This window comes from Kribbella sp. NBC_00482 (genome assembly GCF_036013725.1).
Taxonomy (GTDB): Bacteria; Actinomycetota; Actinomycetes; order Propionibacteriales; family Kribbellaceae; genus Kribbella.
The window spans coordinates 1,356,031-1,381,842 of sequence record NZ_CP107881.1; the positions used below are offsets into that span (position 1 = coordinate 1,356,031).

Annotated in this window: 19 protein-coding genes; 5 read left to right on the forward strand and 14 right to left on the reverse strand. The window is 68.8% G+C overall.

The genetic code is table 11. The features are described 5' to 3' along the window. Positions 1-26 precede the first annotated feature (26 nt). The gene (locus OHB24_RS06860; RefSeq protein WP_327638092.1) at positions 27-1,046 is read left to right on the forward strand and encodes a M48 family metallopeptidase; all 1,020 of its coding nucleotides are present in this window, start codon (positions 27-29) and stop codon (positions 1,044-1,046) included. Between the two features lie 43 nt (positions 1,047-1,089). Then, entirely contained in the window at positions 1,090-1,572 is a 483-nt protein-coding gene (locus OHB24_RS06865; protein ID WP_327638093.1) for a GNAT family N-acetyltransferase, read from the forward strand. Between the two features lie 59 nt (positions 1,573-1,631). Here OHB24_RS06865 and OHB24_RS06870 read toward each other — a convergent pair whose 3' ends face one another. The 9 genes from OHB24_RS06870 to hemL form a co-directional block, all read right to left on the reverse strand. Further along, positions 1,632-3,191, reverse strand: a complete 1,560-nt coding sequence (locus OHB24_RS06870; protein WP_327638094.1) for an MFS transporter — start codon at positions 3,189-3,191, stop codon at positions 1,632-1,634. A gap of 60 nt (positions 3,192-3,251) precedes the next feature. After that, positions 3,252-3,854, reverse strand: coding sequence for a TetR-like C-terminal domain-containing protein (locus tag OHB24_RS06875; protein WP_327638095.1), 603 nt, complete (start codon positions 3,852-3,854; stop codon positions 3,252-3,254). 180 nt (positions 3,855-4,034) lie between these two features. After that, positions 4,035-4,286 carry a DUF4229 domain-containing protein gene (locus OHB24_RS06880; RefSeq protein WP_327638096.1) on the reverse strand — a complete coding sequence of 84 codons (252 nt, stop codon included), beginning with the start codon at positions 4,284-4,286 and terminating at the stop codon, positions 4,035-4,037. A 1-nt stretch (position 4,287) separates the two neighbouring features. Next, entirely contained in the window at positions 4,288-5,280 is a 993-nt protein-coding gene (ccsB, locus tag OHB24_RS06885; RefSeq protein WP_327638097.1) for a c-type cytochrome biogenesis protein CcsB, read from the reverse strand. Then, positions 5,277-6,863, reverse strand: coding sequence for a cytochrome c biogenesis protein ResB (resB, locus tag OHB24_RS06890; protein ID WP_327638098.1), 1,587 nt, complete (start codon positions 6,861-6,863; stop codon positions 5,277-5,279). Before resB ends, ccsB begins: the two co-directional genes overlap by 4 nt. A 1-nt stretch (position 6,864) precedes the next feature. Next, the gene (locus tag OHB24_RS06895; RefSeq protein ID WP_327638099.1) at positions 6,865-7,608 is read right to left on the reverse strand and encodes a cytochrome c biogenesis CcdA family protein; all 744 of its coding nucleotides are present in this window, start codon (positions 7,606-7,608) and stop codon (positions 6,865-6,867) included. A 4-nt stretch (positions 7,609-7,612) separates the two neighbouring features. Continuing rightward, positions 7,613-8,176: a TlpA family protein disulfide reductase gene (locus OHB24_RS06900; protein WP_327638100.1), complete on the reverse strand. Its 564-nt coding sequence runs from the start codon at positions 8,174-8,176 to the stop codon at positions 7,613-7,615. Positions 8,177-8,243: 67 nt separating this feature from the next. Then, positions 8,244-8,867 carry a histidine phosphatase family protein gene (locus OHB24_RS06905; protein WP_327641026.1) on the reverse strand — a complete coding sequence of 208 codons (624 nt, stop codon included), beginning with the start codon at positions 8,865-8,867 and terminating at the stop codon, positions 8,244-8,246. Between the two features lie 37 nt (positions 8,868-8,904). Continuing rightward, on the reverse strand, positions 8,905-10,227 hold the full coding sequence (gene hemL / locus OHB24_RS06910; RefSeq protein ID WP_327638101.1) for a glutamate-1-semialdehyde 2,1-aminomutase: 1,323 nt from the start codon (positions 10,225-10,227) through the stop codon (positions 8,905-8,907). Between the two features lie 259 nt (positions 10,228-10,486). Here hemL and OHB24_RS06915 point away from each other — a divergent pair, with 259 nt between their 5' ends. Further along, positions 10,487-11,854, forward strand: coding sequence for a lytic murein transglycosylase (locus tag OHB24_RS06915; protein WP_327638102.1), 1,368 nt, complete (start codon positions 10,487-10,489; stop codon positions 11,852-11,854). A gap of 102 nt (positions 11,855-11,956) precedes the next feature. On the opposite strand, the gene OHB24_RS06920 is transcribed toward OHB24_RS06915, so the two are convergent. The 3 genes from OHB24_RS06920 to OHB24_RS06930 form a co-directional block, all read right to left on the reverse strand. Then, a complete protein-coding gene (locus tag OHB24_RS06920) occupies positions 11,957-15,613 on the reverse strand; it encodes a S8 family peptidase (RefSeq protein ID WP_327638103.1) in 3,657 nt (1,218 codons plus the stop codon). A gap of 188 nt (positions 15,614-15,801) precedes the next feature. Next, positions 15,802-16,764, reverse strand: a complete 963-nt coding sequence (locus tag OHB24_RS06925) for an LLM class F420-dependent oxidoreductase (RefSeq protein ID WP_327638104.1) — start codon at positions 16,762-16,764, stop codon at positions 15,802-15,804. Between the two features lie 104 nt (positions 16,765-16,868). Then, the gene (locus tag OHB24_RS06930) at positions 16,869-18,707 is read right to left on the reverse strand and encodes a S8 family serine peptidase (RefSeq protein ID WP_327638105.1); all 1,839 of its coding nucleotides are present in this window, start codon (positions 18,705-18,707) and stop codon (positions 16,869-16,871) included. Positions 18,708-18,832: 125 nt separating this feature from the next. Between OHB24_RS06930 and OHB24_RS06935 the strand changes: the two genes are divergently transcribed. Both OHB24_RS06935 and OHB24_RS06940 read left to right on the forward strand, forming a co-directional pair. Further along, complete coding sequence (locus OHB24_RS06935; RefSeq protein ID WP_327638106.1) at positions 18,833-19,498, forward strand: hypothetical protein; 666 nt, start codon at positions 18,833-18,835, stop codon at positions 19,496-19,498. Between the two features lie 159 nt (positions 19,499-19,657). Next, positions 19,658-22,777: a glycoside hydrolase family 3 N-terminal domain-containing protein gene (locus tag OHB24_RS06940; RefSeq protein WP_327638107.1), complete on the forward strand. Its 3,120-nt coding sequence runs from the start codon at positions 19,658-19,660 to the stop codon at positions 22,775-22,777. 88 nt (positions 22,778-22,865) lie between these two features. Here OHB24_RS06940 and OHB24_RS06945 read toward each other — a convergent pair whose 3' ends face one another. After that, positions 22,866-23,528, reverse strand: coding sequence for a hypothetical protein (locus tag OHB24_RS06945; protein ID WP_327638108.1), 663 nt, complete (start codon positions 23,526-23,528; stop codon positions 22,866-22,868). Positions 23,529-23,606: 78 nt separating this feature from the next. Next, the gene (locus OHB24_RS06950; RefSeq protein ID WP_327638109.1) at positions 23,607-25,730 is read right to left on the reverse strand and encodes an MMPL family transporter; all 2,124 of its coding nucleotides are present in this window, start codon (positions 25,728-25,730) and stop codon (positions 23,607-23,609) included. Between the last annotated feature and the right edge of the window lie 82 nt (positions 25,731-25,812).

Consider the following 25,812-nt stretch of genomic DNA (forward strand, 5'->3'; position numbering starts at 1 on the left):
CCTATGACGACCGGGCAGGGGGAACGATGACCGAGAACAGTGATCGGCCGACACGGCAGCGGGTGACGTTGACCGATATCAGCTCGCGGGCGTGGGAACACCCCGCGGACCGCGGTGCGCTCGTCGCGCTGCGGCAGCTGAAGGGGTTCGACTACGTCCTGCGGAAGATGTCGGGACTGATCAACGAGCGCGCGTTCCGGCTGCAGTACCTCGGATCGGCGATCCGGGTCGACGAGCGGCAGTTCCCGACCGTGAACCGGCTCTACACCGAGGCAGCCTCGACGCTCGACGTCCGCGAGCTCCCCGAGCTGTACGTCACCAACAGCCCGATCTGGAACGCGGTCACGATCGGCATGGACAAGCCGTTCATCGTGGTGAACAGCGCACTGCTGCAGGGCCTGGACGAGGAGGAGCTGCGGTTCGTCCTCGGTCACGAGCTCGGCCACGCGCAGAGCGGGCACGCGCTGTACCAGTCGCTCCTGCTCTGGCTGATGCGCCTCACCGGCGCCATCGGCTGGATGCCGATCGGCGCGCTCGGCGTACGCGCGATCATCGCCGCCCTGCACGAGTGGTCCCGTAAGGCGGAGCTGTCCGGTGACCGCGCCGGTCTGCTCGCGGTCCAGGACCCGGCGGTCGCGCTGCGCGTCCAGATGAAGCTCGCGAGCGGCGGCCAGCTGAACGAACTCGACACCACCGCGTTCCTCGCGCAAGGCACGGAGTACGAGAGCGCCGGCGACCTGCGCGACAGCGTGCTGAAGCTGCTGCTGCTCGAGGCGCAGTCGCACCCGCTGGCCGTGATCCGGGCGCACGAGCTGCGTCGCTGGGTCGACGAGGGCGAGTACACGACGATCGTCTCCGGTGAGTACCCGAAGCGTCAGGACGACGGCGACGCGTCGATCTCGCAGGAAGCGAAGAACGCCGCCAAGTCGTACACCGACGCGTTCAACCGCTCTCAGGACCCGCTGGCCAAGTTCCTCCGCGACCTCGGCGACGGCCTCGGCGGCGTCCGCGACTGGGTCTCCTCGAAGTTCCCGCCCCGAAACTGAAACTGACTGGTCCAGACTCCGGGCCGACTGCGATCCTGTGCGCGTGATCGACGTACAAGCAATCGGCCCGGACGACTGGAAAACCTGGCGCGAGCTACGGCTCGCCGCGCTGGAGGAAGCGCAGTTCGCCTTCGGGTCGCAGCTCGCAGACTGGATTGACGCTCCTGAGGAACGCTGGCGGGAACGGCTCTCTGTGACCGGCGCCTACCAGGTGATCGCCTCGATCGACGGTACGCCGGCTGGCATGGCAGGGGGCTTCCCCGGCGAAGAACCGGCGACGGCGGAGCTCGTCTCGATGTGGGTCGCGCCCGCGGGCCGCGGCAAGGGCGTCGGCAACGCGCTGATGACCGCGATCGAGGACTGGGCCCGCAGCATCGGCGCCACGACCCTGGAGCTGTCAGTTGTCCCGGGCAACGACCCGGCGCACAACCTGTACCTGCGGCACGGGTACGTCGACACCGACGAGCTCGGCGACCTGATGCCGGACGGCGTACGGCGCGAACTCGTGATGCACAAACACCTGTAGACAAACGAAGGGCCCGCTTTCCCCCTCCCGGGAAGCGGGCCCTTCGAGTACTGAGGCGATCAGCCCATGTGGACCGGCTGGCCGTCGTTGGCCAGGTCCTTGTGCTTGATCGACAGGCCGACCAGCGTGATCAGGGCCGCACCCAGCGCCAGGAACGCCGACCAGATGAACGCCCGGGTGAACCCGTGCGTCGTGGCGAGCGCCGTGAACTGCCCCTGCAGCTGCTTGATCTGCTCCGGTGACTGCCCGGACTCGGCCGCCTTCTGCAGGCCCGGGGCCAGCTCGGCGAACTTGTCCTTGATCGCGCTGGTGGAGATCGTGCCGAGCAGCGCCAGGCCGATCGCACCACCGATCTGCTGCACCGTGTTCAGGACGGCGGAACCGACGCCGGAGTCCTCGTTCGCGACCCCGCTGACCGCGGTCAGCGTGAGCGGGACGAAGATCAGGCCCATCCCGAACGAGAGCACCAGGATGTACGGCAGCAGGTGGACCAGGTACGTCGAGTCGACCTCGAGCCGGCTGAACCCGAACATGCCGGCCGCCACGAACACACCACCGGCACCCGAGATCCACCGCGGGTCGACGCGCGCCACCAGCGTCGACGCGACCTGCGCGGCGACCACGATGCCGAAGCTGAACGGCAGGAACGACAGGCCGGTCTTGATCGCGCTGTAGCCCATGATGCTCTGCACGAAGATGCCCAGGAAGTAGAACATCGAGAACATCGCCGCACCGACGATGAGCATCACGAAGAAGCTCACGCCGCGGGTCCGGTTCGCGAGGATCCGGAACGGCATCAGCGCGTGCCGCGAGCGGGCCTCGATCGCGAGGAACGTCCCGATCAACGCCAGGCCGCCGAGGATGAAGATCAGCGTCCAGGTGTCGCCCCAGCCTTCGGTGGCGGCATGCGTCAGGCCGTAGACCAGCGAGGTCAGACCGACGGTGCCGGTGATCGCACCCGGGAGGTCGAACTTGCCGGTCTGCCGGGCCGACTCGCCGAGGTACCGGAACGCCAGCACCGCCACGATCAGGCCGATCGGCGTGTTGATGAAGAAGGTCCAGCGCCAGGACGCCTCGGTCAGTGCGCCGCCCAGGATCAGGCCGACGGCCGCACCGGCGCCGGACATCGCGGCGTACACGCCCATCGCGCGGTTGCGCTCCTTGCCCGCCGGGAACGTCGTGGTGATCAGCGCCAGCGCGTTCGGCGAGGCCGCCGCAGCCGCGATGCCCTGCAGGATCCGGCTGGCCAGCAGCACGCTCTCGCTCTGGGCGATACCGCCGACGAACGACGCGACGCCGAACAGGACGACGCCGATGATGAACACCTTGCGGCGGCCGACGATGTCGCCGATCCGGCCGCCGAGCAGCAGCAGGCCGCCGAACGCCAGGGCGTAGGCGTTGACCACCCACGGCAGCGAGGCGTCGGTGAACCCGAGCGCGTCCTTGATGTGCGGCAGCGCGATGTTCACGATGGTGCCGTCCAGCACCACCATCAGCTGCGCCATGCAGATCAGCGCGAGCGCGATACCGAGGTTGCGGTGACCGTGCGCGCCGGCGCCGGTCTCGGCGTCGACCGGCCTGCCTTCCGGCGGATCGGCCTTGACGACGTCTTCGGACATAAGAATTTTCCCCTCTTGGGCAGACTTGCCTGGTTGAATCGCGGACCGGCCCCTCACCGGTCAGCTCACCTGCGGCCCCCGCGCCGCAGGCAGAATCACGTTGTCGATCACTCGGAGGATCAGATCGTCGGTCGGCTCGATGCCGAGGATGTAGGCGTGGTGGATGATCACCGCGGGCAGCGTCACCGACAGCAGGGCGACGTCGACGTCCGGTGCGATCTCGCCGCGCTCGACGGCCCGCTCGTACACCTTGTTGGTCACTTCGGTCCGCGGCCCGATGAAGCGCTCGCGGAAGGCCTTCTGCAGGTCGGCGTCGCGGTGCAGGGCGGTGAGCAGGCCGGCGACCACCGACATCGGCAGCTCGTCGGTGAAGCCGCCGTCGCCGCAGGCCATCGAGATCAGGTCGCCGCGGAGGCTGCCGGTGTCGACGTCCTCCGGCATCGGGCAGCCCTTCGCCCGGCTGATCGCGTCGACGACCAGCTCGGCCTTGGTGGACCAGCGCCGGTACAGCGTGGCCTTGCTGGCCTTCGCCGCCGTCGCCACCGCGTCCATGGTCAGCCGGTCGTAGCCGAGCTCGGCCACCACCGCCACGGTCGCGTCGAGGATCTCCTCCTCACGCCCGCCTTCGACCCGCGGCCGCTGCCGCACGCCTGCTGCATCCACCGTCATCACCCTGAGTAGCTACAAAATCACGGATAGAACGAAACGGTTCCGTTTCATCCACCACGTTACGACTCATGTGAAGGAATGCACAAATGATTTTGCCCGAAATTCGCTCGTGGCATAGATCACTCTCCGTACCAGTCAGCCACTGGTACGGCGGGTTCAGGCGGGGACTGCCTGCTAGTCGTCGTCCTCGGCGGAACGGGCCTGCTCGAGGCGGGTGGTCATCTTCGTGGCGCGGGTTTCGATCTTGCCGGCCAGGCGGTCGCGGGCGGCGCGCAGCACGAAGATCGACAGGATCGACGAGACGATCAGGGCCAGCAGCGCGATCGGCCAGATCGACAGCCAGGTGCGTAGGGCGAACCACAGCACCGCCAGGCAGACGGCGAACAGGGCCGCCCGCAGGCCGGTGTAGATCCCGAACTCCTTCATGTCAGACCCCGGCGTAGGAGTGCAGGCCGGAGACCAGCAGGTTCACCCCGACGAAGTTGAAGATGAAGACGAACCAGCCGACGATCGCGATCGTCGCGGCCCGGCGGCCCCGCCAGCCCGCGGTCGCGCGGGCGTGCAGGTAGGCGGCGTACACCACCCAGGTCACCAGCGACCAGACCTCCTTGGGGTCCCAGCCCCAGTACCGGCCCCAGGCGTGCTCGGCCCAGATCGGCCCGGCCACCAGGACGCCGAACGTCCACAGCGGGAACGCGAACGCCAGCACCTTGTACGCCGTACCGTCCATCACCTCGGCACTCGGAAGGCGGCGCAGCGAGGCGGACATCGTGCCGCCCGCCAGCACGCGGCGCTCGGCGCGGGCCTTGACCAGGTACAGCACCGAGACCAGGCCGCCGACGGTGAACGCGCCACCGGAGATCGCGGCCGCGGACACGTGGATCACCAGCCAGTACGAGTGCAGCGCCGGAACCAGCGGACCGGCCGGCGTGTACAGCGCCAGCGACGCCAGACCGAGGACGGCGGCGATCACGAACGTCACGCCGAGCCCGAGGTACTGCAGCTTGTAGCGCTGCACGAAGATCAGGTACACGATCGCCACCGCGAGCGACGCCGTGATGGAGAACTCGTACATGTTGCCCCACGGCACGCGCTCCGCCGCGAGGCCACGCGTGACCACACCGCCCAGGTGGAGCACGAAGCCCAACCAGGTCAGCAAGAGCCCGATCCGGCTGGCCGCATCAAGCCGCTCGGACGCCGGCTCCTCAACAGCAGGAGCATCGGGTACGTCGCCAACGCCGCCGGAGACTGTTGCCCCGTCGGACGCGACCAGCACCTCTTCCTTCACCGCAACGGTCTTCGCGACCGCAGCGCGGCCGAGGGCCCACTCCATCGCGTGGGAGACCATCGCGAGGGCGTAGATCACCGTGGCCGTCGGGATCAGCAAGTTGGAGACTTGTGCGTAGCTCTCCGGGCTCATGACTGCTCCTCGGTGCTCGAGCTGGCGGGTTTCAAAGCTGTGGTGATGGCCTGGATCTCGTCGCCGAGCCCGCGCTCAGGGCCGCGGTCCAGACCGGCGACCTCGACAACGGTACGCCCGTCCTCTTCGCGGACCCGCACCCAGGTACGGCGCGGATGGATGAACAACGAACCCATCAGGCCGAGGATCGCCAGCGAGATGCCCGCCAGCGCGAGCCCGGTCCCCGGAGTGTGGCTGATCTGCAGCTTCACCCACCGGCTGTAGCCGTCGAACGTGATCGACCCGGCCTTGTCCGGCAGCTGGGCGCTCTGCCCCGGCGCGAGCTGGAACCGCCACTTGTCGCCGTTCTGCTGGAACTGCGTCAGCTTCGACTTGTCCAGCTGGTACACCGACTCCGGCTTCCCGGTCTCCGGCTGCGGCCGGCCGTAGTACCCGGTCATCACCAGCTCCGGGTTCAGGTCGTCGGGGAACACCGACACAGGCCCGTTCGGACCGATGTACGAGGTCGGCAGGAAGAAGCCTTCGAACCCGAGCGTCATCGGTCGCGCGTCCGGCGCCTTGACCACACCGAACGACGAGAAGTTGCTGTCCTGCGGCAGGAACGGCGCCGGTCCGGAGAACGCCACGTTCCCCTGCCCGTCGCGAACCGTCACCCGCGGGGCGTACCCGTGGCCGAGCAGGTAGACGCTGCTCCCGTCGAGCTTCAGCGGATGGTTGACCTGCAGCTCGTACGACTGCTCGGGCGCGTCCGGCGTCTGCTGGTAGTCCAGCTGCGCCTTGAACTCCCGCGCCGCGCCCTTCTGCGGACCGTCCTCCTGGAACTTCACCTCGAAGTCCTTCACGGTCAGCGAGAACGGCGGCAGGTCGTCGTCACCGCTGAACGCGCGTCCCGGCGTGAAATCGTCGTACTGCGCGACGGAGTTGGAGAACCCGTTGCCCACGACAACCAGTACGCTGCCGCGGTAGCCGAACAGCGAACCCCAGGCGACCCCGACCAGCGCCAGGATCAGCGAGAAGTGGAAGAGCAGGTTGCCGGCCTCGCGCAGGTATCCGCGCTCCGCGCCGACCGCGCCGTCGTACGTCTGCACCCGGAACCGGCGCTTGCGCAGCTCGCGGGTCGCGACCTCGAGGACGTCACCGGCTTCGGAGAGCTCGAAACGCTGGTACCCGGGCAGGCGGTTCAGGTTGCGCGGCGGCTTCGGCGGCCTGGCCCGCAAACCCTTCACGTACACGGACAGCCGCGGTACGACGCAGCCGATCAGTGAGATGAACAGCAGCAGGTAGATCGCCGAGAACCACGCTGACTTGTAGACGTCGAACAGGCCGAGCTTGTCGTAGAGCGGACCGAGCTTCGGGTGCGCGGTGAGGAAGTCCGAGACCTTGATCGGGTCGATCGCCGTCTGCGGGACGAGCGATCCCGGCACCGCGCCGAGCGCCAGCAGGAACAGCAGCACCAGCGCGGTCTTCATCGACGTCAACTGCCGCCAGGTCCAGCGCAGCCAGCCGACCAGGCCGAGCGCCGGCGGTCCGGACGGCTCCTCCGGGCCCGAGGCCGCGGCGATCCGGTCCTTGATCTCAGTCATCTCAGACCGCCGATCCGAAGTTGGCGACCCACTGCCGCAGGTCCGCGGTCATCGCATCCCACACTCCCGTCAGCAGCAGCAGTCCCACCGCGATCATCAGTACGCCGCCGATCCTGATCACCAGCAGCTGGTGCTTGCGGACCCACGCCACCGCGGACAGCATCCGCCGGAACGCCAGCGCGGCCACGATGAACGGAATCCCCAACCCGAGGCTGAACACCAGCGCGAGCGTCGCTCCGCGTCCGGTGCTGCCCTCGGTGGTGGCCAGCGTCATCACGGTCCCGAGCGTCGGACCGATACAAGGTGTCCACCCGAATCCGAACAGTACGCCGAGCAGTGGCGCCGCCGCGATCCCGACCGCCGGGACCCGGTGCACCCGCAGGTCCTTCTGCAGGAACCCGAACCCGCCGAGGAAGACCAGCCCCAGTACGACGGTCAGCGCGCCGAGCACCCGCGTGATCGTGGTCTGGTGGTCGATCAGCAGGTCGCCCGCCTTACCGAACACCACGCCGGTGAGGATGAACACCGCCGAGAACCCGGCGACGAACAACGCTGTACCGGCGAGCATCCGGCCGCGCTTGTCCGAGCCGAGCTCGGCCGCGGACAGGCCGGTGACGTAGGACAGATAGCCGGGCAGCAGCGGCACGACGCACGGCGAGAAGAACGAGATCGCACCGGCCAGCACCGCGATCGGCAGTGCCACCAGCATCGAGCCCGTCATCGACGAGGCGAACCACTCACCCATCAGCTCAACCGGCGTCCTTCACCATGCCGAGCAAGGTCTGCTTGGTGACCTCACCGACGACGCGGCCGGCGACCTTGCCGTTCTTGTCGATCACCAGCGTGGTCGGGATGGCCTTCGACGAGATCTGGCCGCGGAACCGCAGCAGCGCTTTGCCGTTCGGGTCGTAGATGCTCGGGAACAGGACCCCGAACTCCTGGACGAACTTCTTCGCCTGCGCCGGGTCGAGGTCGCGGGTGTTCAGTCCGATGAACTGCACCGCGGAACCGAGCTCCTTCGACGCCGCGACCAGCTCGGGCGCTTCCTTGCGGCACGGCGGGCACCACGAACCCCACACGTTCAGTACGACGACCTTGCCGGTCTGCTCGGACAGCGTCCAGGTCTTTCCGTCGAGCGTCTTGCCGGTCAGCTCCGGCGCCGGTTTCCGGTCGGCCGCGGCGAACGTCGACACGTTGCCGTTGCCGCTCACGAACCCCGACTGGCCCTGGCGGTTCTGCGCTGCCTGCTGACCGGACGAGCAAGCGGTGACCGCGAGCAACAGACCAGCCACCAGAACAACAGCCCGGCGCATCAGGCCCCTCCGACAAACTTCTTGGGGTTCTTGACTCCCACTTCCCACCCTCTTTTTCTTTCCTTCATTACGCCCCACCCACGAACTTCTTGGGGTTCTTCACGGGAAGTAGGTCTTTGGCCGGTTCGGAGTAGCCGACGGAGACGATGTCTTCGCCGTGGAAGGTGAACGAGGTCAGGCTGGCCAGGCTGCACTGCCGCTTGCGCGGGTCGTGGAACATCCGGCGGCCCTCGATCGCCGACCGGACGATCCAGATCGGCAGCTGGTGCGACACGATCAACGCCTCGTGACCGGCGGCCTTCTGCCGGGCGGTCTCGATCGCGTCCCGCATCCGCCGGACGAGCTGCTGGTACGGCTCACCCCAGGACGGCTTCCACGGGTTCCGCAGCAACCACCAGGCGCTCGGGTTGCGCAGCGCGCCGTCGCCGACGCCGAACTTCTTGCCCTCGAACAGGTTCGCCGCCTCGATCACCCGCTCGTCGATGTCCGGCGTCAGGCCGAACACCTCGGCGATCGGCTCCATCGTCTCCTGGGCGCGCTCGAGCGGCGAGCTGACCAGGTGCACGATGTCGCGGCCCTTGACGTGCTCGGCCACCCGGTCGGCCATCGCGCGGCCGAGCTCGGACAGGTGGAAGTCGGGGATCCGGCCGTAGAGCACGCCGGTCGGGTTGTGCACCTCGCCGTGACGCATCAGGTGCACGACCGTCGTTTCGGTCACCGCTGTCCCTTCAGTTCTGTACGGCGGCCGCCGCGGCAGCCGCTGGAGCCAGGGCGGACTCGAGCTCGGCCAGCGCGTCATCGTCGATGGCGGCGCTGACGAACCAGGCCTCGAACGCGCTCGGTGGCAGGTAGACACCGGCGTCCAGCATGGCATGGAAGAACGCCGTGAACCGGGGCAGCACCTGGGCGTTGGCTCCGGTGAAGTCCCGGATCTCGGCAGGTCCCTCCGAGGACTCCACGAAGAAGACGCTGAAGAGGTTCCCGGCCGCCGAGATGACGTGCGGCACACCTTCCTTGTCCAGCGCGGTCGATACCAGGCGCTGGATGGTCAGGGAGGTCTCGTCGAGCTTGGCGTACACCTCGTCGGTCGCCAGCCGCAGCGTGGTCAGTCCGGCGGTCGTGGCGATCGGGTTCCCGGACAGCGTGCCGGCCTGGTAGACCGAGCCCTCCGGCGCGAGGTGGGACATCACGTCGGCGCGACCGCCGAACGCCGCGGCCGGGAAGCCGCCGCCCATCACCTTGCCGAACGTCATCAGGTCCGGGCGTACGCCGTCGACGCCGTACCAGCCGGAGCGGGTGATCCGGAAGCCGGTCATGACCTCGTCGGAAATGAAAAGTGCACCGTTTTCCGTGCAGATCCGGGCGAGGAACGCGTTGAAGTCGTCCCGCGGCGGAACGACGCCCATGTTGCCGGGCGACGCCTCGGTGATCACGGCCGCGATCTGGTCGCCGTACTCCGCGAACGCGGCGGCGACCGCGGCCTGGTCGTTGTACGGCAGCACGATCGTGTCCGCCGTGGTCGCCTCGGTGACTCCCGGTGTACCGGGGATGCCCAGCGTGAGGACGCCGGAACCGGCCTGGGCCAGCAGCGCGTCCACATGACCGTGATAGCAGCCGGCGAACTTCACGATCTTGGCGCGCCCGGTGAACCCGCGGGCCAGCCGGAGCGCGGACATCGTCGCCTCGGTCCCGGACGACACCAACCGGACCTTGTCCACCGGCGTCCGCCCGACGATCTCCTCGCCGAGCAGGACCTCGGTCTCGGTCGGCGTCCCGTACGACGTACCGCGGCCGACGGCGGCCTGGACGGCGGCGATCACCTCGGGATGGGCGTGGCCGAGGAGCAGCGGGCCCCAGGAGCTGACCAGGTCGAGATAGCGGTTGCCGTCGACATCGGTCATGTGACATCCGTCACCGGAGGCCATGAAACGCGGTACGCCGCCGACGGCGCGGAACGCGCGGACCGGAGAGTTGACCCCGCCCGGGGTCACTGTGGAGGCTCTGGCGAAGAGTTCGGCGGAGTGTTCGGTGGGTGCTGGCACGGCCGCCATTCTCCCCGACCGGTCCGGCGCCCCGACCGGCAGGGCAGGGCGCTTTTCAGCACCCGATCGTCCGCAAGGGGTTCACAGGCGCTTTGTTACGCGCCAGTATGGGTACCCGGGTGACCGCACGTACACGGTCTGCGTTCGAAACGTAACCCACGCAACGGGGCGGACGTTAGACCTATTACGACGGCAACCGACACAAGACACAAAGACTGTCCGCAGCGTGGGGCCGGGCTGGTCGATGAGTCACGGAGGGGAATCATCGATGGCGAAGGGCAAGCGCCGCGCCACGGGTAGCGGGTGGCGTCAGGTGGCGCCGCTGATCCCGTTGGCGCTGTTCGCGAGCGCGTTCACCGTCAGTGCTACGGACGACCCCGCGATCGCTACGGCGTCGCTGGAGAACGGTCTGTCCGGAGGCAACCCGGTCGTCGTACCGAAGCAGCCGATCGCCTTCCCGGCCAACGTGCCGGTGTCAGGTGTGGTCGGCCACGGCGTCGACCCTGGCGAGCAACCGACTCAGGTGGTCTCGGGACTGTCCCGCAACGGCATCCCGAACGCCGCGCTCAAGGCGTACTCCCGGGCCCAGCAGGTGCTGGCCCAGGTGGACCCGGCGTGCCATCTGCCGTGGACACTGGTGGCCGCGATCGGCCGGGTCGAGTCCAACCACGGCCGCTTCGGCGGCAACGCGCTGAACTCGCTGGGCGTCGCGGTCCCGGGCATCTTCGGCCCGCGGCTGGACGGATCGTCCGGGACGGCCCGGATCTCCGACTCCGACGCGGGTTCGTTCGACGGTGACGGCGCGTTCGACCGCGCGGTCGGCCCGATGCAGTTCATCCCCGGCACCTGGCGGGCCATGGGAGTGGACGGCGACGGCGACGGCGTGCGGAACCCGCAGGACATCGACGACGCGGCGATGTCGACCGGGGTGTACCTCTGCTCGGGCAAGACCGACCTGTCCAAGGCCGGCGACCTGAACTCCGCGGTCCTGCGCTACAACCACTCGCAGCAGTACGTCGACCTCGTGGTCAGCATCGCGAAGGCGTACGCCGGCGGCAGCTGGATCGCGGTCGGCAACGGCACCGCGGGTGACGACGTGGACCAGGCCGGCGACCAGATCGACGACCCGGGTATCGACGCCCCGTCGGACAAGGACCTGCCGGAGGCGATCGACATCCCGACGCCGACGGCAACGGCCACGCCGACCCCGACGTTGACCGACGAGCGGGACGGCGACCAGCCGACGGACAAGCCGACCGCGACGCCGACGGCGACTCCGAGCAGCCGTCCGACGGCAACGCCGACGGACAAGCCGACCACCTCGAAGCCGACCACGGCCAAGCCGACGGTTCCGACCACGACCACGCAGAAGCCGGGTCTCACCAGCCTGACCACGGCCGTCGGGGTCATCGTCGGCACGGTCGGCAGCACGCTGACCGAGCTGCAGAAGGCCACGACGTACTGCCAGTCCGAGATGGCGAAGGTGACGATCACCAAGCCGACCCAGACCCAGCTGCAGAACTGCGTGACCGCCTACCAGACCGGTGGCGCCAAGGCTGTCGACCAGGTCATCCGTGGCCTGCTGTCCGCCCTTGGACTCCTGGGAATCCTCGGTGGAGGCATCCTCGGGAGCTGATCCCTACTGGACCGGCGCGCCAGCCCCACCCCTCCCTTGGCGCGCCCCTGGCGACGCCACGAAGCAATCCCCCCGCTTCGTGGCGTCGCCTCTTTTTAACGTTCAGCTCGCCCAGGCGCGGTCGATCGTCTGGGTGATGCTGTTGCCGATCAGGTCCGTCGCGGTCACCCGGATGCTCGGGTACGCGCCGGCCGGTACCTGCGCGCGGACCGTGCCGATCCCGCGCAGCGACAGCTTCTTCCAGGTCTTCCCGTCGTACGAGATCTCCGCCGTGGTCCGGAAGATCCCGACGCCGCGCACACCCGGCTGGTAGCGCGGGGTGAGCTCGAGCCAGCCCTTGGTGTGCTTGTAGTCGACCTGAACGAGCGGCAGTACGGCGCGGCTCTTGGTCGGCACCGAGAGGAAGTGCCACTGGGTGTGCGTCGACGTCGAGGTCTTCGCCCAGCTGTTCGGGCCACGCGTCTGGTCCAGCGTCAGGTCGTACCACGCGGCGCGTTCCGGGACGGTGAACTGCGCGACCGACCAGTTCTTGCTGCCCAGTTCGACACCGTTGCTGCTCAGCTTCATGCTCGTCACGTCACCGCGGTCGCCCCAGCCGAACGTGGTCCGGTCACCGCTCACGTACTGCGGAATCGCGATCCGCAACGCGTTCTCGAACCGCGCCGGCGGCCAGCCCTGCGCCTCGTCACCCGGCGCATCCGACAGCCCCGGTACGGCGGGACGCGTGATCGACTCCCACCACCCGCGCGTGACCTGCTCGCCCGGCCGGTAGGACCGCGTGATCGTCGACTCGAAGCCGGTCTCGTTCCACTCCCCCGCGGACGTCTTCTCGTCCCAGGTGACGCCCTTCTGGTCGGTCACGAGGTAGTCGGTCCGCTTCACCGCACCGGCCACCAACCGCGACGACGTCAGGCCGGTAGAGATCCCCGGAAGGTGCGCGATCCGCTGGTCCCGGTGCAGCCAGAACGCGTCGTTCTGCTGGAAGTCCGTGGTCACCACGGCCGGGCGCATCTTCGCGACGTCGTACGTCAGCGCGCCCTTCACGACCGACGGACCGATCGCGACGTCGTACCGGTAGGTGCTGTCGAGCAGGCCCTTCAGCTGCACGGACTGCGGACCCTTCGCCAGCTCGCCGAGCAACTGGTTGCCCTGGTCGGATCGCAGCAGGTAGAGCGGAACGCCCTGCTCGGTACCGGTCGACCAGAAACCGGGTGCTTCGTTGTAGAGGAACACCACCTTGGCGCCGGCGGCCTTCGCGGCCTTGACCTGTGCGGCCGTCTTGTTGAAGCCGCCCCAGCGGATCAGCACAGCGGCGTCCTTGGCGCCGGTCAGCTCGGCCGCGGTGCCGTCGCCGCCGTTGTAGAGCGGGAGGCTCTCGTTCCCGACGTACACGGTCCGCTGCGCTCCCTCGCGGAACGTGGACAGCCGGGTGCCGGCGATGTCGACGGTCAGCTTCGGTTGTGCGAGGTCCCAGCGCTGCACGACCTGGAAGGTGCCATTGGCAACTTTTCCGAAGTCCTGCACGTAGACGCCGTTGGCGACCGTGCCGTTGTACGCCCAGCCGGAGACGGCGTCCCGGTCACCGACCTTGCGGTGCCAGGCGATCCCGATGCTCTGCGCGTCGGCCGGCCGCGGTGTCTTGATCGTCACCTTGTGCGCAGTCCGGGCGTCGAACGTGAACGTCCGGTCGGTGCCGATCCACTCGTCCGGATCGCCGAGCAGCGTGATCGAGTTCGCCCAGTCCGCCTCATCGCCGCCGACGGCGTACGCCATGACGCTGTAGCGGCCGGTCGGTACGTCGAGCGTGCGGCTGCCGGTCTCGTCGAACGCGATCGCGCTGACGTCGCCGGTGTCCTGGTTCCACAGCTGGACGCCGCTCGCACCGGCCTTGGTGGTCGCGGGCTGTCCGTCGCGGCCGATCGCCTTCACGGTCACCTGGTTCAGCCGCCCGTCGGCCGCGAACCCGAGGCCGGTCCGGTACGACGTGGCGCCGGCGCGAGCCGTCAGCACACCGGCGTACTTGGCGGGCTGGGTCTTGGCGAGGTCAAGGGTGACCGTCGCAGACCCCGTACCACCGGCGGGGATGGTCAGCCGGGCTGGGCTCACCGTCAGCCCGGCCTCCACCCCCGCCGGAGACTGTGCGTCGACCGCCAGGGTGAGCGTCACCGAGCGGTTCGAGTTGTTGCGGTAGGCAACCGTGCGGGTGACCGGCGCGGGGGCGGTCGAGCCGGTCCAGGACAGATCACCGAAGAACAGGTTGGCGGTGTCCGGGAGGACCTTCGGGTCGAGCGCGTTCGGGATGTCGACGTGGCCGAGGCCCTGCTGGTCGGTGCGGGCGCCGGCCGACGGGACAGCCGTCGTGGCCAGCGCGGCCTTCAGTTGCGGGCCGGTCCAGTCGGGGTGCCGTTGCGCGAGGATCGCGGCCGCACCGGCGACGTGCGGCGTCGCCATCGACGTACCGCTCATGGCTGTGTAGTACTGGCCGAGGATGTGGCCCTGCTCGGTGCCGGCGGCACGCGCGGCGGCGATCTCCACGCCAGGAGCGGTCACCTCGGGCTTCAGGGCGCCGTCGCCGATCCGCGGGCCGCGGCTGGAGAAGTTCGCCAGGCTGTTGTCCCGGTCGACCGCGCCGACGGTCAGCGCCTCGGTGGCGGAACCGGGAGATCCGACGGTTTCCTCGGCGCCGGAGTTGCCGGCCGCGATCACGAACAGCGCGCCGCTCGACTTCGACAGCCGGTCCACGGCCTCGCTCATCGGGTCGGTGCCGTCGGAGGGCAGGCCGCCGAGGCTCATGCTGACGACCTTCGCGCCCTGCTGGACGGCCCACTCCATGCCGGCGATCGCCTCAGAGTCGTACCCACCGCCGCTGTTGTCGAGCACCTTGCCGATCAGCAGTTCCGAGCCCGGTGCCACACCCTTCCGCTTGCCGTCGGACGCCGTACCGAGACCGGCGACGATCGACGCGGTGTGCGTGCCGTGGCCGTGCAGGTCCTGGACCGCCTGATCGGGGATGAAGCTCTCCGACGCGACGACCTGCTTGGCGAGGTCGGGGTGGCCGGCGTCGTACCCGGTGTCGAGGACAGCGACCTTCACGCCGTGGCCGTCGTACCCCTGCTTCCAGGCGGTCGGGGCGCCGATCTGCTTCGTGGACTGGTCGAGCGTGGCGTGGGTGCGCCCGTCGAGCCAGATCTTCGTCACCTGGCTGGACTTGAACGTGGTCGGGCCGCTGATGCCGTCCCAGAACGTCTTCGCGTCGGCCTTCCGCACGGTCACCGCGGTGCTTCCGACGCTTGCGAGGGTACGGCGGTACGTCGCAGCAGCCGGCGTACTCGGCGCGCTGCGGAGGGTGGCCGGCGCCGTCAGGAGGAGCGGAAGGCTAGCGTTGCTAGCGTCGTCGTACCCCTGCGCCGCCAGCTCGGTCAGGTTGAAGAGGCGCTTGTCGAGGCGGCCCGCGGAGAGCAGCGGGTAGGCGTCGGCCGGGACCAGGGTGAGGTCTCCGTCGAACGTGCCGAAGTAGTACGGCTCGTCGTCGAGCAGGCGGGCCGAGACCTGACCGTTGGAGCTCGTGGTCAGCTCGGCGACGTCGCCGGTGACCAGCGTGATCCGCTTGCTGCTCGCGCCGGGCGTCGGATTGGTCGCCGAATCGGACGCCGTGGGGCCGGCCGGTACGTCGGGCGGGCCGGCCATCGCCGTGGTGGTCGTCAGCAGCAGGGAACCGGCGACCACCGCGGCGAGCAGGCCGACCGCGGACCGGGACATTCGAGACATCACAGGGGGAAACCTCCCGACGCCCCGACCCACGCGAGGCCGTCGTAGCGACCCTCGCAGTTGCCCTCAGCCCCGGTCCACTATTACCCCTGACCTACATCCGCCATGACCGATACCAGCCACTTTGAGAACCCACCAACCACGAACGGCGACGAAAAGTGGTTGGTGGGTTCTCAAAGTCAGGCGAAGCGCTTCGCGACGTTCTCGACCCGCTCCAGGAGATCCAGGTCGTAGGCGACGCCGGGGACGTAGAAGATGACGTAGTTCGCGCCGGCCTCGAGGACCGCCTCGACCTTGTCGGCGATCTCGTCCTCGGTGGCGACGAAGTTGTCCCGGTCGAACTTCTCCCGGTTCATCGGGCCGAGCGCCTTCTCGGTCGCCTTCTGCGGGTCGTCGCCCTTGTCGATCGGGAACACGTTGAAGTTCGTCGACTTGATGATGTCGTCGTAGTTCCGGCCGAGCTTCTCGCAGTGGCCGCGGAGGATGTCGGCCTTCTCCTTGAACAGCTCCGGGTTGCCGCCGCCGATGTTCGCGGCGTCGGCGTACTGCGCGACCAGCTTCAGCGTCACCTTCGGGCCGCCGCCACCGATCCAGAAGCTCGGGTGCGGCTTACGGACGCCCTTGGGTTCGTTGATCGGGGCATCGATCGAGTAGTACTTGCCGTTGTAGACCGGCTTGTCCTCGGTCCACATCTTGTAGATGATCTCGGTCGCCTCGCGGAACGCCGCCATCCGCTGCGGGGTGTCGGTCCACTCGTAGCCGTACGCCTTCCACTCGTGCTCGTACCAGCCCGCGCCGATTCCGGCGTACAGGCGGCCGTGGCTGGCGACGTCGACGGTGGACGCGATCTTGGCGTACAGCGACGGGTTGCGGTACCCGTTGCAGCCGACCATCTGGCCGATGTTCACCCGCTTGGTGTCGCGGGCCAGCGCCGCGGTCGCGCTCCAGCACTCGAAGGTGGTGTTGTCACTCGGCTCCGGCACCGTGTGGAAGTGGTCGAACAGCCAGATCGAGTCCCACGACTGCTCGTCGGCCCGCTTGGCGACGTCGGTCATCGCCTCCCACTGCTCGATCGGATCGGCGATGCCGGCCAGGTCCATCTTCCAGCCCTGCGGTACGAAGACCCCGAAACGTGTAGTCATGCCGCCATCCTTTCCGGCGACGGCAGCCTCGGTCCATCAATACGAGTACTGAATTTGCACTCAATCAGACCACTACAGCTTCTTAATTCATCGGGCGCTCCAATTCATCGGGCGCTCAGGACTCCTGCTCCGGTGCTGGGTTCGCTGCGGTCGATGGCGCGGCCGGAGAGGATCGCGTTCAGGGCGATCGGTGATAGGCGGCCGCCGAACTCCTGCCGGGTCAAGGCAGCCACGCCGGCAGCGGTCGGCGCCGAGGCCGACGTACCGAAGAAGCGGCAGCCGCCCTGCGTCGTGGTCGGGCACGTCCCGGAGCCGAAGCCGCCCGCACCGCTGACCGACTCACCGTCGGCCGCGAGCCAGTTCGGCGCCGCGAAGTTCAGCGCGCCCCCACCCGGGATGCCGCGGCACGGACCGGGCTGGCCGCCCGGGCAGCGGGTCGTGGTGACGAGCTGCGTCGGACCCGCGGCGCTGAACGCCTCCAGCGGCGAGGTCTTCGGGTCGGTGGACACGCTCGAGTTCACCGCGCCCGCGCTGGTGGCGAAGAAGGTGTAGTTCGAGTCGGGGTTCATCGAACCGGCCCGCTCCGGCGGGTCGATCGTCTGTACGCCGGCCGACAGGGCCCGCCAGCGCAGGTCGAGGATCGGGGCCTTGCGCGCGGTCGAGGTGCCCTGGACGTCGACCACCAGCTTGACGGGCTGCGCCACCGCGGTCGTGTTCTCGTAGATGAACTGCTCGATGGTGTCGCCGACCCCGTTCGCCTGGACGGCGTTGCTCGCCGCGAGGCACGTCGTACCGGCGGCATCCATCAGGTACAGGTTGAGGTCGGTGAACCCGCCCTGTCCCGCGGTCGGGTACACGGCGCGCGGCTCACTCCACTGCAGCGTCGGCAGGATCGACGCGCCCGGCAGCAGGTTGAGGTCGTACGTCGTGTCGGCGCCGCGGAGCTTCACCACGTTGTCGGGGGCGTTCGGGCAGCCGTTGAACGGGCCGACAGCGCCGTCCGGGCCGGTGCCGGTTCCGGTGGCCGTCACCCGGGGCGCGTGCCGGTTGCCGAGGTTCCCGGCCGAGGAGCTGACCCAGATGCCGTGCTTGGCGAGCGCCTCGGCCGTTGCGGCGCCGATGCCCTGCTGGAAGGCCGGCTCGTCGTCGAGCGCGATGTCCTCGGTGATCATCGTGACACCGGCGTTGGCCAGCGTGTGGAACGCCTCGACGTACTGCGCGGTGGTGTCCTGCGTGCTGGCGTACGCGAGCTTGGCACCCGGCGCGAGGTCGTGGACGAGCTCCAGCATCGCGGTGCCTTCGTCGTTCACGTACGACGCGGCTTGCTGCAACACCTGCACGTCCGCTGGCAGCTCACCCGCGGCGATCGCGTCGGCGATGTGGTCGACGTCGCCGGAGATCGCGCCGACTTTCTGACCCTTTCCGGTCAGTCCGCGAGCCTGGGCCAGGTCGGCCTTGTGGAGCTGGACACCCTCGGCAGTGATCGGGCCGACGTCGACGGCGGGCCGCAGGGACGGGCGCAGGGCCGTCACCCAGCCGAGTGCCGCCACGGCGTCCAGCTTGTCGTACGGGACCGTGGCGGAGACCAGGCCGGTGCTGGGGAGATCGGCGCCGGTGACGGCCGGGAAATCCGCGGAGTTCTTGAGGACCGAGACGCCGAGCGCGGTGAGGTCGGCCTGCTGCTGCCCGGTGACCGGCGCGGCGGCGTACACCTGGACCCCGAGGCGGCTGCCGTCGACGCCCAGTGAGCGGGCCTGCACGCCCGATTGCTTCTTCGCGGCCAGCGTCGCGGCGTCGCGCAACATCGACGGGATCTTCGCCGAGGCCTTGCCTTGTGCTGCCGCCGGGTCCGCCGGCGTTGCCGCGGTCGCCGGTGGGATCACGGCAACCACTGCCATCGGAACGATCAGCATGACGCTGCCCAGCACATATCGGAGCTTCATCGGTGTCCTCTCCCCGTCCAGCGCGGTCGCGACCCACAGTCATCTACCCACCAACCGACTGTCCAGTCCCTGCGTCGTAACAATGCGAAGGAGGATTCATCATCGAGACCACGAAGTTCGACCACTTGTTCACTGCCGCGATACCGCGGATCACAGCCGGCGACCACCAGCGCGACGAACTGCCCCGCGAAGGCGGGCGCTGGCCGCTCTCCGTTGTACTGCGGCCTGTACCGGAAAGCCGACTCGCGCACACGCTGGACGCCGTCACGCAGGAGGCGGCGGAGCTGGCGGGGCCTGGGCACTGGCAGACCGGGCAACTCGGCTCCGTCCACCTGACCGTCCGCGCCCTGGAGCCCCGCCGCGAGCACGTCCCCGACGACGATCCGACCACCGCCCGCTACCTCTCGGCGTTGCACCGCGCGACCTCGCGTGCTCGGTGGCCGATCGGGTTCCGGGTCACCGGCCTGACGCTTACGGCAGGCTCGGTCATGGCCTGCGCCGAGCCGCTGGACTCGGCCGCTGACACCTTCAGCGACCACGTCACCCACGAACTCGGGCCCGACGCCTGGTACGAGACCGAACGCCGCGACATCTGGTACCTCAATCTCCTGCACTTCACGGGTGACATCGCGGACCCGGACGCCCTGATCGAGTGGGTCACCGACCATCGCACGACCTCGCTCGGCACCGTGCACGTCGAGGCCCCGGAGCTCGTCCGGTCCGAGTACCACCCGAGGCCGCGGCCGCACATGCGGCCGATCGTGGTCGGCGACACCGTGAGAGCGCTCTAGTTCCGGAACCGGTGAGCTCTTGACCCGGGTTCGGGGAGGGCTGAGAGTCGGGCCCGAGCGCCCTGCTCTGTGTCCCCCCTGTGTCCCGCTGTGTCGCTGTGAGGAGTCGCCATGCTCTGGTGGTCTGGTTCTCGATCCGTGGATCGCCGGAGAGGGCGGGTGGCGGTTGTCGCGGCGGCTGCTCTGCTGGGCGGACTGCTGGTGACGACGCCGGCGGCGGCCGACGATCCGGCGCCGGTGACGTTGGCGGCGTTCGAGGGTGCGGAGCCGTTCGCGGCGCCGCCGAACCCCGGGATCTTCACCTGGGGCAGCGACGCGGACGACCCGCCGACGCTCGAGCTGCAGACTCGGGCGGACGCGCCGGCCGGCGAGAAGGTGCTGCACGGGACGTACGACATCAGCGGGTGGGGCGGGTTCAGCCACGACGTCACGTACGACGTGAACCCCGGCGACTGGTCGCCGTACAAGGGGATCCGGTTCTGGTGGTACGGGCAGAACACCGCCCCGCTTCCGCCCGGCTCCGGGAAGCGGATCTTCTTCGAGATCAAGGACGGCGGCGCGAACGCCGAGGCGTCGGAGTTGTGGAACACCAGCTTCACCGACGACTGGCAGGGCTGGCACCTGGTCGAGATCCCGTTCAGCGACCTCGTGTACCGCGGTGACTACCAGCCCGTCGGCGGGATCGACCACATCCTGAACCTGACCCAGATGTGGGGCTACGCGTTCACGATGCCGGCCGGCGCACCGGGTGAGTTCGCGATCGACCAGGTCGAGGTCTTCGGCAAGGCCGACCCGGCGCTGAAGAACAGCGTCGTGACCGACGCCGACGTGTACCCGCTCAAGGAGGGCGGGACCGCGCAGGTGAAGGTCTCGGTCGGGACCACCGGCGGTACGCCGCTCGAGGAGCCGGTGACCGTCGACTACAAGACCGGAACCGGAACGGCCGGCGCCGACGACTACACACCTGTTTCCGGAACGATCACGTTCCCGGCCGGAACAGTTTCCGGAACGTCGCAGAACGTTTCCGTGACCACCCGGAAAGACCGTTCCGCCGAGGTCGCGGAAACCGTTCCCCTCGAGCTCACGGTCATCGGCGCGAAGGCCCCGGCGACCCAGCCGGTGGTGGTGATCGACGCGCACGACCTGCCGTACCTGAACCGGAAACTCCCGATCAAGAAACGTGTTTCCGACCTGCTCGCCCGGATGACGACGGCGGAGAAGGTCGGGCAGATGACCCAGGCCGAGCGGAACGCGCTCCGGTCCCGCTCGGACATCGCGTCGTACGCGCTCGGCTCGCTGCTGTCCGGCGGCGGTTCCGTCCCGACCCCGAACACCCCGGCCGCCTGGGCCGCGATGATCGACACCTTCCAGCTCAACGCGCAGGCGACCCGCCTGCAGATCCCGTTGATCTACGGCGTCGACGCGGTGCACGGGCACAACAACGTGATCGGCGCGACGATCCTGCCGCACAACATCGCGGTCGGCGCCACCCGCGATCCGTCGCTGGCGCAGAAGACCGGCGAGGTGACCGCGACGGAGGTCCGCGCCACCGGCATCCCGTGGGACTTCGCGCCGTGCGTGTGCGTGGTCCGCGACGACCGCTGGGGCCGCGCGTACGAGGGGTACGGCGAGGATCCGGCGCTCGTGCAGTCGATGGCGACCGTGATCACCGGCCTGCAGGGCAAGGCGGACGGCAGTCAGCTCGCGCGCAACGACCGCGTCCTCGCCACCGCGAAGCACTTCGTCGGCGACGGCGGTACGACGTACGGCAGCTCGACGACCGGCTCGTACAAGATCGACCAGGGCATCACGCAGGTGACCCGGCAGCAGCTGGAGACGATCCATCTCGCGCCGTTCAAGACCGCGGTCGACCTGGGCATCGGCACGGTGATGCCGTCGTACTCGAGCATGTCGGTCGACGGCGCCGCGCCGGTCAAGATGCACGGGGACGGCGAGCTGATCAACGGCGTGCTGAAGCAGCGGATGGGCTTCGACGGGTTCGTGATCAGCGACTGGCAGGCGATCGACCAGCTGCCCGGCGACTACGCGAGCGACATCCGTACGTCGATCAACGCCGGCCTGGACATGATCATGGTGCCGACGAATTACCAGGGCTTCACCCAGGGCCTGACCGAGGAGATCGGCGCCGGCCGGATCCCGATGACGCGGATCGACGACGCGGTCCGCCGGATCCTGACCGAGAAGTTCAAGCTCGGCCTGTTCGAGCACCCGTACGCCGACACCTCCAACGCCGCGTCCATCGGATCGGCCGCGCACCGCGCCGTCGGTCGGCAGGCAGCCGCGGAATCCCAGGTGCTGCTGAAGAACGACGGGAATCTGTTGCCGCTGGCATCGACCGCCAAGGTGTACGTCGCCGGCAGCAACGCGAACGACCTCGGCAACCAGATGGGCGGCTGGAGCATCAGCTGGCAGGGCGGCTCCGGTGCGACGACCACGGGTACGACGATCCTCGACGGGATCAAGCAGGTGACGCCGGACGCGACGTTCAGCGCGGACGCGTCAGCGCCGCTCGAGGGTCACGACGTCGGCGTGGTCGTGGTCGGCGAACGCCCGTACGCCGAGGGAATCGGGGATGTCGGCAACGGTCACGACCTGCTGCTCTCGGACACCGACAAGGCCGCCGTGGACAAGGTCTGCGGCGCGATGAAGTGCGTCGTACTGATCGTGTCCGGTCGTCCGCAGGTGATCGCGGACCAGCTAGGCAAGATCAACGCACTGGTCGCGTCGTGGCTGCCCGGAACCGAGGGCGCCGGGGTCGCGGACGTGCTGTTCGGCAAGACCCCGTTCAGCGGGCGCCTCCCGGTGAGCTGGCCGCGCGCGGAGGACCAGCAACCGTTGAACGTCGGCGATGCGTCGTACAACCCGCAGTACCCGTTCGGCTGGGGTCTCACGACCCAAGCCGCAGCCCGTGCCGCGCTGACCGACGCCCGCAACACCCTGCTGCGCAAGCACGATCCGTACGCGGTGGCGGCCGGGATCGCAGCGGGTGTCGCACTCCAGGTCCGCGACTGGTCGGGGCCGCAGGCAACCATCGCGTTGGCGGCGAGCGCTCAGGCCGCCAAGTTCCTGGAGCGCACCAAGTCGGACACCTTCGCCGAGGACGATGCGGTCGTCGGCGTGGCGCGGTGGATGGCGCAGAATCACGTCGGCCAGAACCTGAACGAGCCGGCATCGAAGCTCATCTCCGATGCCGACCACGCTCTGCTCAGCGGGCAGCTGAGCACCGCGGTCACGAAGCTGACAGCGGCTTCCAGGTAAGACAAGTGTTGGCCGGGACGGTGACCCCTCATCCGTCCCGGCCAACACCCCCCAGGCGCGCTACTCCCCCCGCACGCCGTCCCCGTGCTTACCGGCCGATCTTCGCGGCCGCCTGGCGCGCGAGCTTGTCGAAGTTCGGCGCGGGCACTCCCGGGCCCATCTCGCTGAACGCCAGCACCGAGACGTTGCGGCCCTTCAGCGTGACGGCGTACGGGAAGCCGCCTGCCTCGCTGCCCGGGTCGTTCGGCTTCGGGTAGTCGTACCAGCGGATGACCTGCGTGAGGTCGCCCGAGGCGCCCTTGACCACGCGGTTCTCGGTGATCTTCCGCGCGTGCGTCGGCGCCGGCTTGCTGTACGTGCAGCTCTTCAGCGTCGCGATGATCGAGTTGTACGCCGCCCGCGCGGTCGCCGCGTTCGCGTACTGGCTGACGTACTGTGCGCCGTACGCGTCCATCTCGTCGGTGAATCCGCGAGCCATCCGCGCCGAAACCTTCTTGCCCTCGGTCGACGCCGGGCCGCAGTAGGTCTTCGGCAGAATCCCCCTGTCGACCTGCCGGATCCAGTCCCGCCGCGCGTCCGCCTTCTTGACCTCGCCGACGGTCAGCATCGACGACCGGCTCAGCGCCGTCGCGGATACCGCCTGCTCGGTGGCGGCGTCCGCGTTCCGCAGGCCGGCGGCACCGACGCCGCCGGCCACCGCGAGTGCGGCCACCCCTGCCACTACGGCCAACCGGAACCTGCCCCCAGTCATCACCTTCATGTTCCAATCCCCCTCGTTGGTCGGTTCGGACAGGTAGACGCAGGCTCCGGCAAAAAGGTTCGAAACGGTCTAGACCGCCGCGAATTCCCGCTCGCGGACGTCCGGCGCGGGCCCGTTCGCGACCTTGTTCGGCCACCAGGCCTTCCGGCCGAGCAGGACCATGATCGAGGGCAGCATCACGATCCGGACCAGCGTCGCGTCGATCAGGACGGCCACGGCCAGGCCTACTCCCATCTGCTTCATCTCGAGCATCCCGAGAGTGGCGAAGACGGCGAACACCGAGACCATCACCGCGGCCGCGCTCGTCACCACACCTGCCGACTCGGTGATGCCCTTGCGGACGGCCTCGCGTGGCGTCAGCCCGTCCGCGACCCCTTCGCGGATCCGGCCGAGGACGAACACGTGGTAGTCCATCGACAACCCGACCAGGATGACGAACAGGAACAGCGGGATCCACGACACCACGAACCCGGCCGACGTGAACCCGAGCAGCCCTTCGGCCCACGAGTGCTGGAAGACCAGCGCCAGTACGCCGAAGCAGGCAGCGACCGAGGCCAGGTTCAGCAAGGTCGTCACCACCGCGATCGCCACGCTCCGGAAGGTCACCGCCATCATCACCAGCGTCAACGCCAGCACGAACGCGATCACGAACGGCAGCCGGTCCCGCTGGTTGTTGCCGTAGTCAACCGACTCCGCCGACTCGCCGCCGACCGCCCAGGTCGTCGACCCCAGCGCCGCCGGCGCCAACTCCGTCCGCAACTGACTCAGTGCGGCGTCCGCGTTCGCGCTGCTCTCAGGAAGCACCGACACCAACGTCAGCACCGCGGTCCCCTCCGCCTGCTTCACCGTCTCGCCCGGCGGCACGACGAACTTGCCGCTCTGTACGGCGGACTCCTGCAGCCTTGTCAACGCCGCGACCGCACCCTCGCCCTGCGCGACGACCGCGTACGAAAGACCGCCCTGGGACGGGAAGTTCGCCTGCAGATCCTTCAGCGTGCGTACTTCGGGGATGCTCTGCGGCAGCGTGTTCAGATCGGCCGGCTCGGTCTTCATCCCGAGTGCTGGTACGGCGAGCGCCACGACCGCGATCGCGGACAGCGACAGGGCGGCGCGCGGGTAACGCAGTACCGGAGCCAGGATGCGACGGCTGATGCCACCCGGACCGATGCGACGGTTGAGCCGCCACAGCAGCGGGACGCGCGGCCGGTCGACCCGGTGACCCAGCTTCGCGAGCAGCGCGGGCAACACAGTCAGCGAACCGAGCACCGCCACCGCGACGACCACGATCGTTGCCGTCGCCATCGATGTGAAGGTCGCGTCCTGGGAAACGTACAAGCCGGCCATCGAGACGATCACGGCGAGACCGGACACGACCACCGAGTGCCCCGAGGTGGCCGCGGCGATCTCGACCGCTTGCAGGGTGTTGCGACCCTTGAGACGTTCCTCGCGTTCACGTTTGAGGTAGAACAGCGAGTAGTCGACGCCGACCGCCATCCCGATCAGCAGTACGACGTTCGCCACCGAGCCGCCATCCGGGAACAGATAGGACAGCGGCGCGTAGAAGCCGAGGGCGGCACCGACTGCCGAGAACGCCAGCAGGACCGGGATCCCGGCCGCGATCAGCGCGCCGAAGGCGAGCAGCATCAGCACGAACGTGATCGGCAGGCTGAGCTTCTCCGCCTTCGCGAGGTCGGAACCGACCTGCTTCCAGATCCCCGCGTCGACCGACCCGCTGCCGGCCTGCGTGATGCTCAGGTCGGGGTTCGCCTGCTGCACCTCGGCGGTGGTGGCGACGATCTTCTCGATGTGGTCGGAGGCGTCGTCCGCCGTACCTTTCAATTCCATCGGAACGAGTGCGGCCTTGCCGTTCTCCGACCAGACAGGCTGTCCGACGGACTGGATCGAGTCCAGTGCCGCGAGCTTCTGCTGGAGCTGAGCGATCGCCGCACTCGCGGCTGCCTTGTCCAGCTGTCCGTCCGGGTCGGTCAGCAGAACGGTCTCGGTCGGGTGCTCGGCCAGTCCTGCCTTCTCGATCATTTCCGCGGCCTGGCCGGACTGGCCGACCCAGGTGTCCTTGTTCTCGGCCTGCTGCTTCGGGATGACCACCGACATCCCGACCGCGACGACGACGAGCAGCAGCCAGAGGCCGATCGCCCGCCATGGATGAGTAGCACTCCAGCGCGCAATGCGCACAGTTACTGGTCCCCTGCTCACCCTGTCCCCACCTCTCCGTTGGTTCGGTCAGGACGAGCCTGGCCCGAGCACGGAAGGAACT

What these genes read in the sequence shown, in the direction of transcription:
- OHB24_RS06860 (WP_327638092.1), top strand. Translation starts at nt 27, where the DNA reads ATGACCGAGAACAGTGATCGGCCGACACGGCAGCGGGTGACGTTGACC.
- OHB24_RS06870 (WP_327638094.1), bottom strand. Translation starts at nt 3,191, where the DNA reads ATGTCCGAAGACGTCGTCAAGGCCGATCCGCCGGAAGGCAGGCCGGTC.
- OHB24_RS06880 (WP_327638096.1), bottom strand. Translation starts at nt 4,286, where the DNA reads ATGAAGGAGTTCGGGATCTACACCGGCCTGCGGGCGGCCCTGTTCGCC.
- ccsB (WP_327638097.1), bottom strand. Translation starts at nt 5,280, where the DNA reads ATGAGCCCGGAGAGCTACGCACAAGTCTCCAACTTGCTGATCCCGACG.
- resB (WP_327638098.1), bottom strand. Translation starts at nt 6,863, where the DNA reads ATGACTGAGATCAAGGACCGGATCGCCGCGGCCTCGGGCCCGGAGGAG.
- OHB24_RS06895 (WP_327638099.1), bottom strand. Translation starts at nt 7,608, where the DNA reads ATGGGTGAGTGGTTCGCCTCGTCGATGACGGGCTCGATGCTGGTGGCA.
- OHB24_RS06900 (WP_327638100.1), bottom strand. Translation starts at nt 8,176, where the DNA reads ATGCGCCGGGCTGTTGTTCTGGTGGCTGGTCTGTTGCTCGCGGTCACC.
- OHB24_RS06905 (WP_327641026.1), bottom strand. Translation starts at nt 8,867, where the DNA reads ATGCGTCACGGCGAGGTGCACAACCCGACCGGCGTGCTCTACGGCCGG.
- hemL (WP_327638101.1), bottom strand. Translation starts at nt 10,227, where the DNA reads ATGGCGGCCGTGCCAGCACCCACCGAACACTCCGCCGAACTCTTCGCC.
- OHB24_RS06915 (WP_327638102.1), top strand. Translation starts at nt 10,487, where the DNA reads ATGGCGAAGGGCAAGCGCCGCGCCACGGGTAGCGGGTGGCGTCAGGTG.
- OHB24_RS06920 (WP_327638103.1), bottom strand. Translation starts at nt 15,613, where the DNA reads ATGTCCCGGTCCGCGGTCGGCCTGCTCGCCGCGGTGGTCGCCGGTTCC.
- OHB24_RS06925 (WP_327638104.1), bottom strand. Translation starts at nt 16,764, where the DNA reads ATGACTACACGTTTCGGGGTCTTCGTACCGCAGGGCTGGAAGATGGAC.
- OHB24_RS06930 (WP_327638105.1), bottom strand. Translation starts at nt 18,707, where the DNA reads ATGAAGCTCCGATATGTGCTGGGCAGCGTCATGCTGATCGTTCCGATG.
- OHB24_RS06945 (WP_327638108.1), bottom strand. Translation starts at nt 23,528, where the DNA reads ATGACTGGGGGCAGGTTCCGGTTGGCCGTAGTGGCAGGGGTGGCCGCA.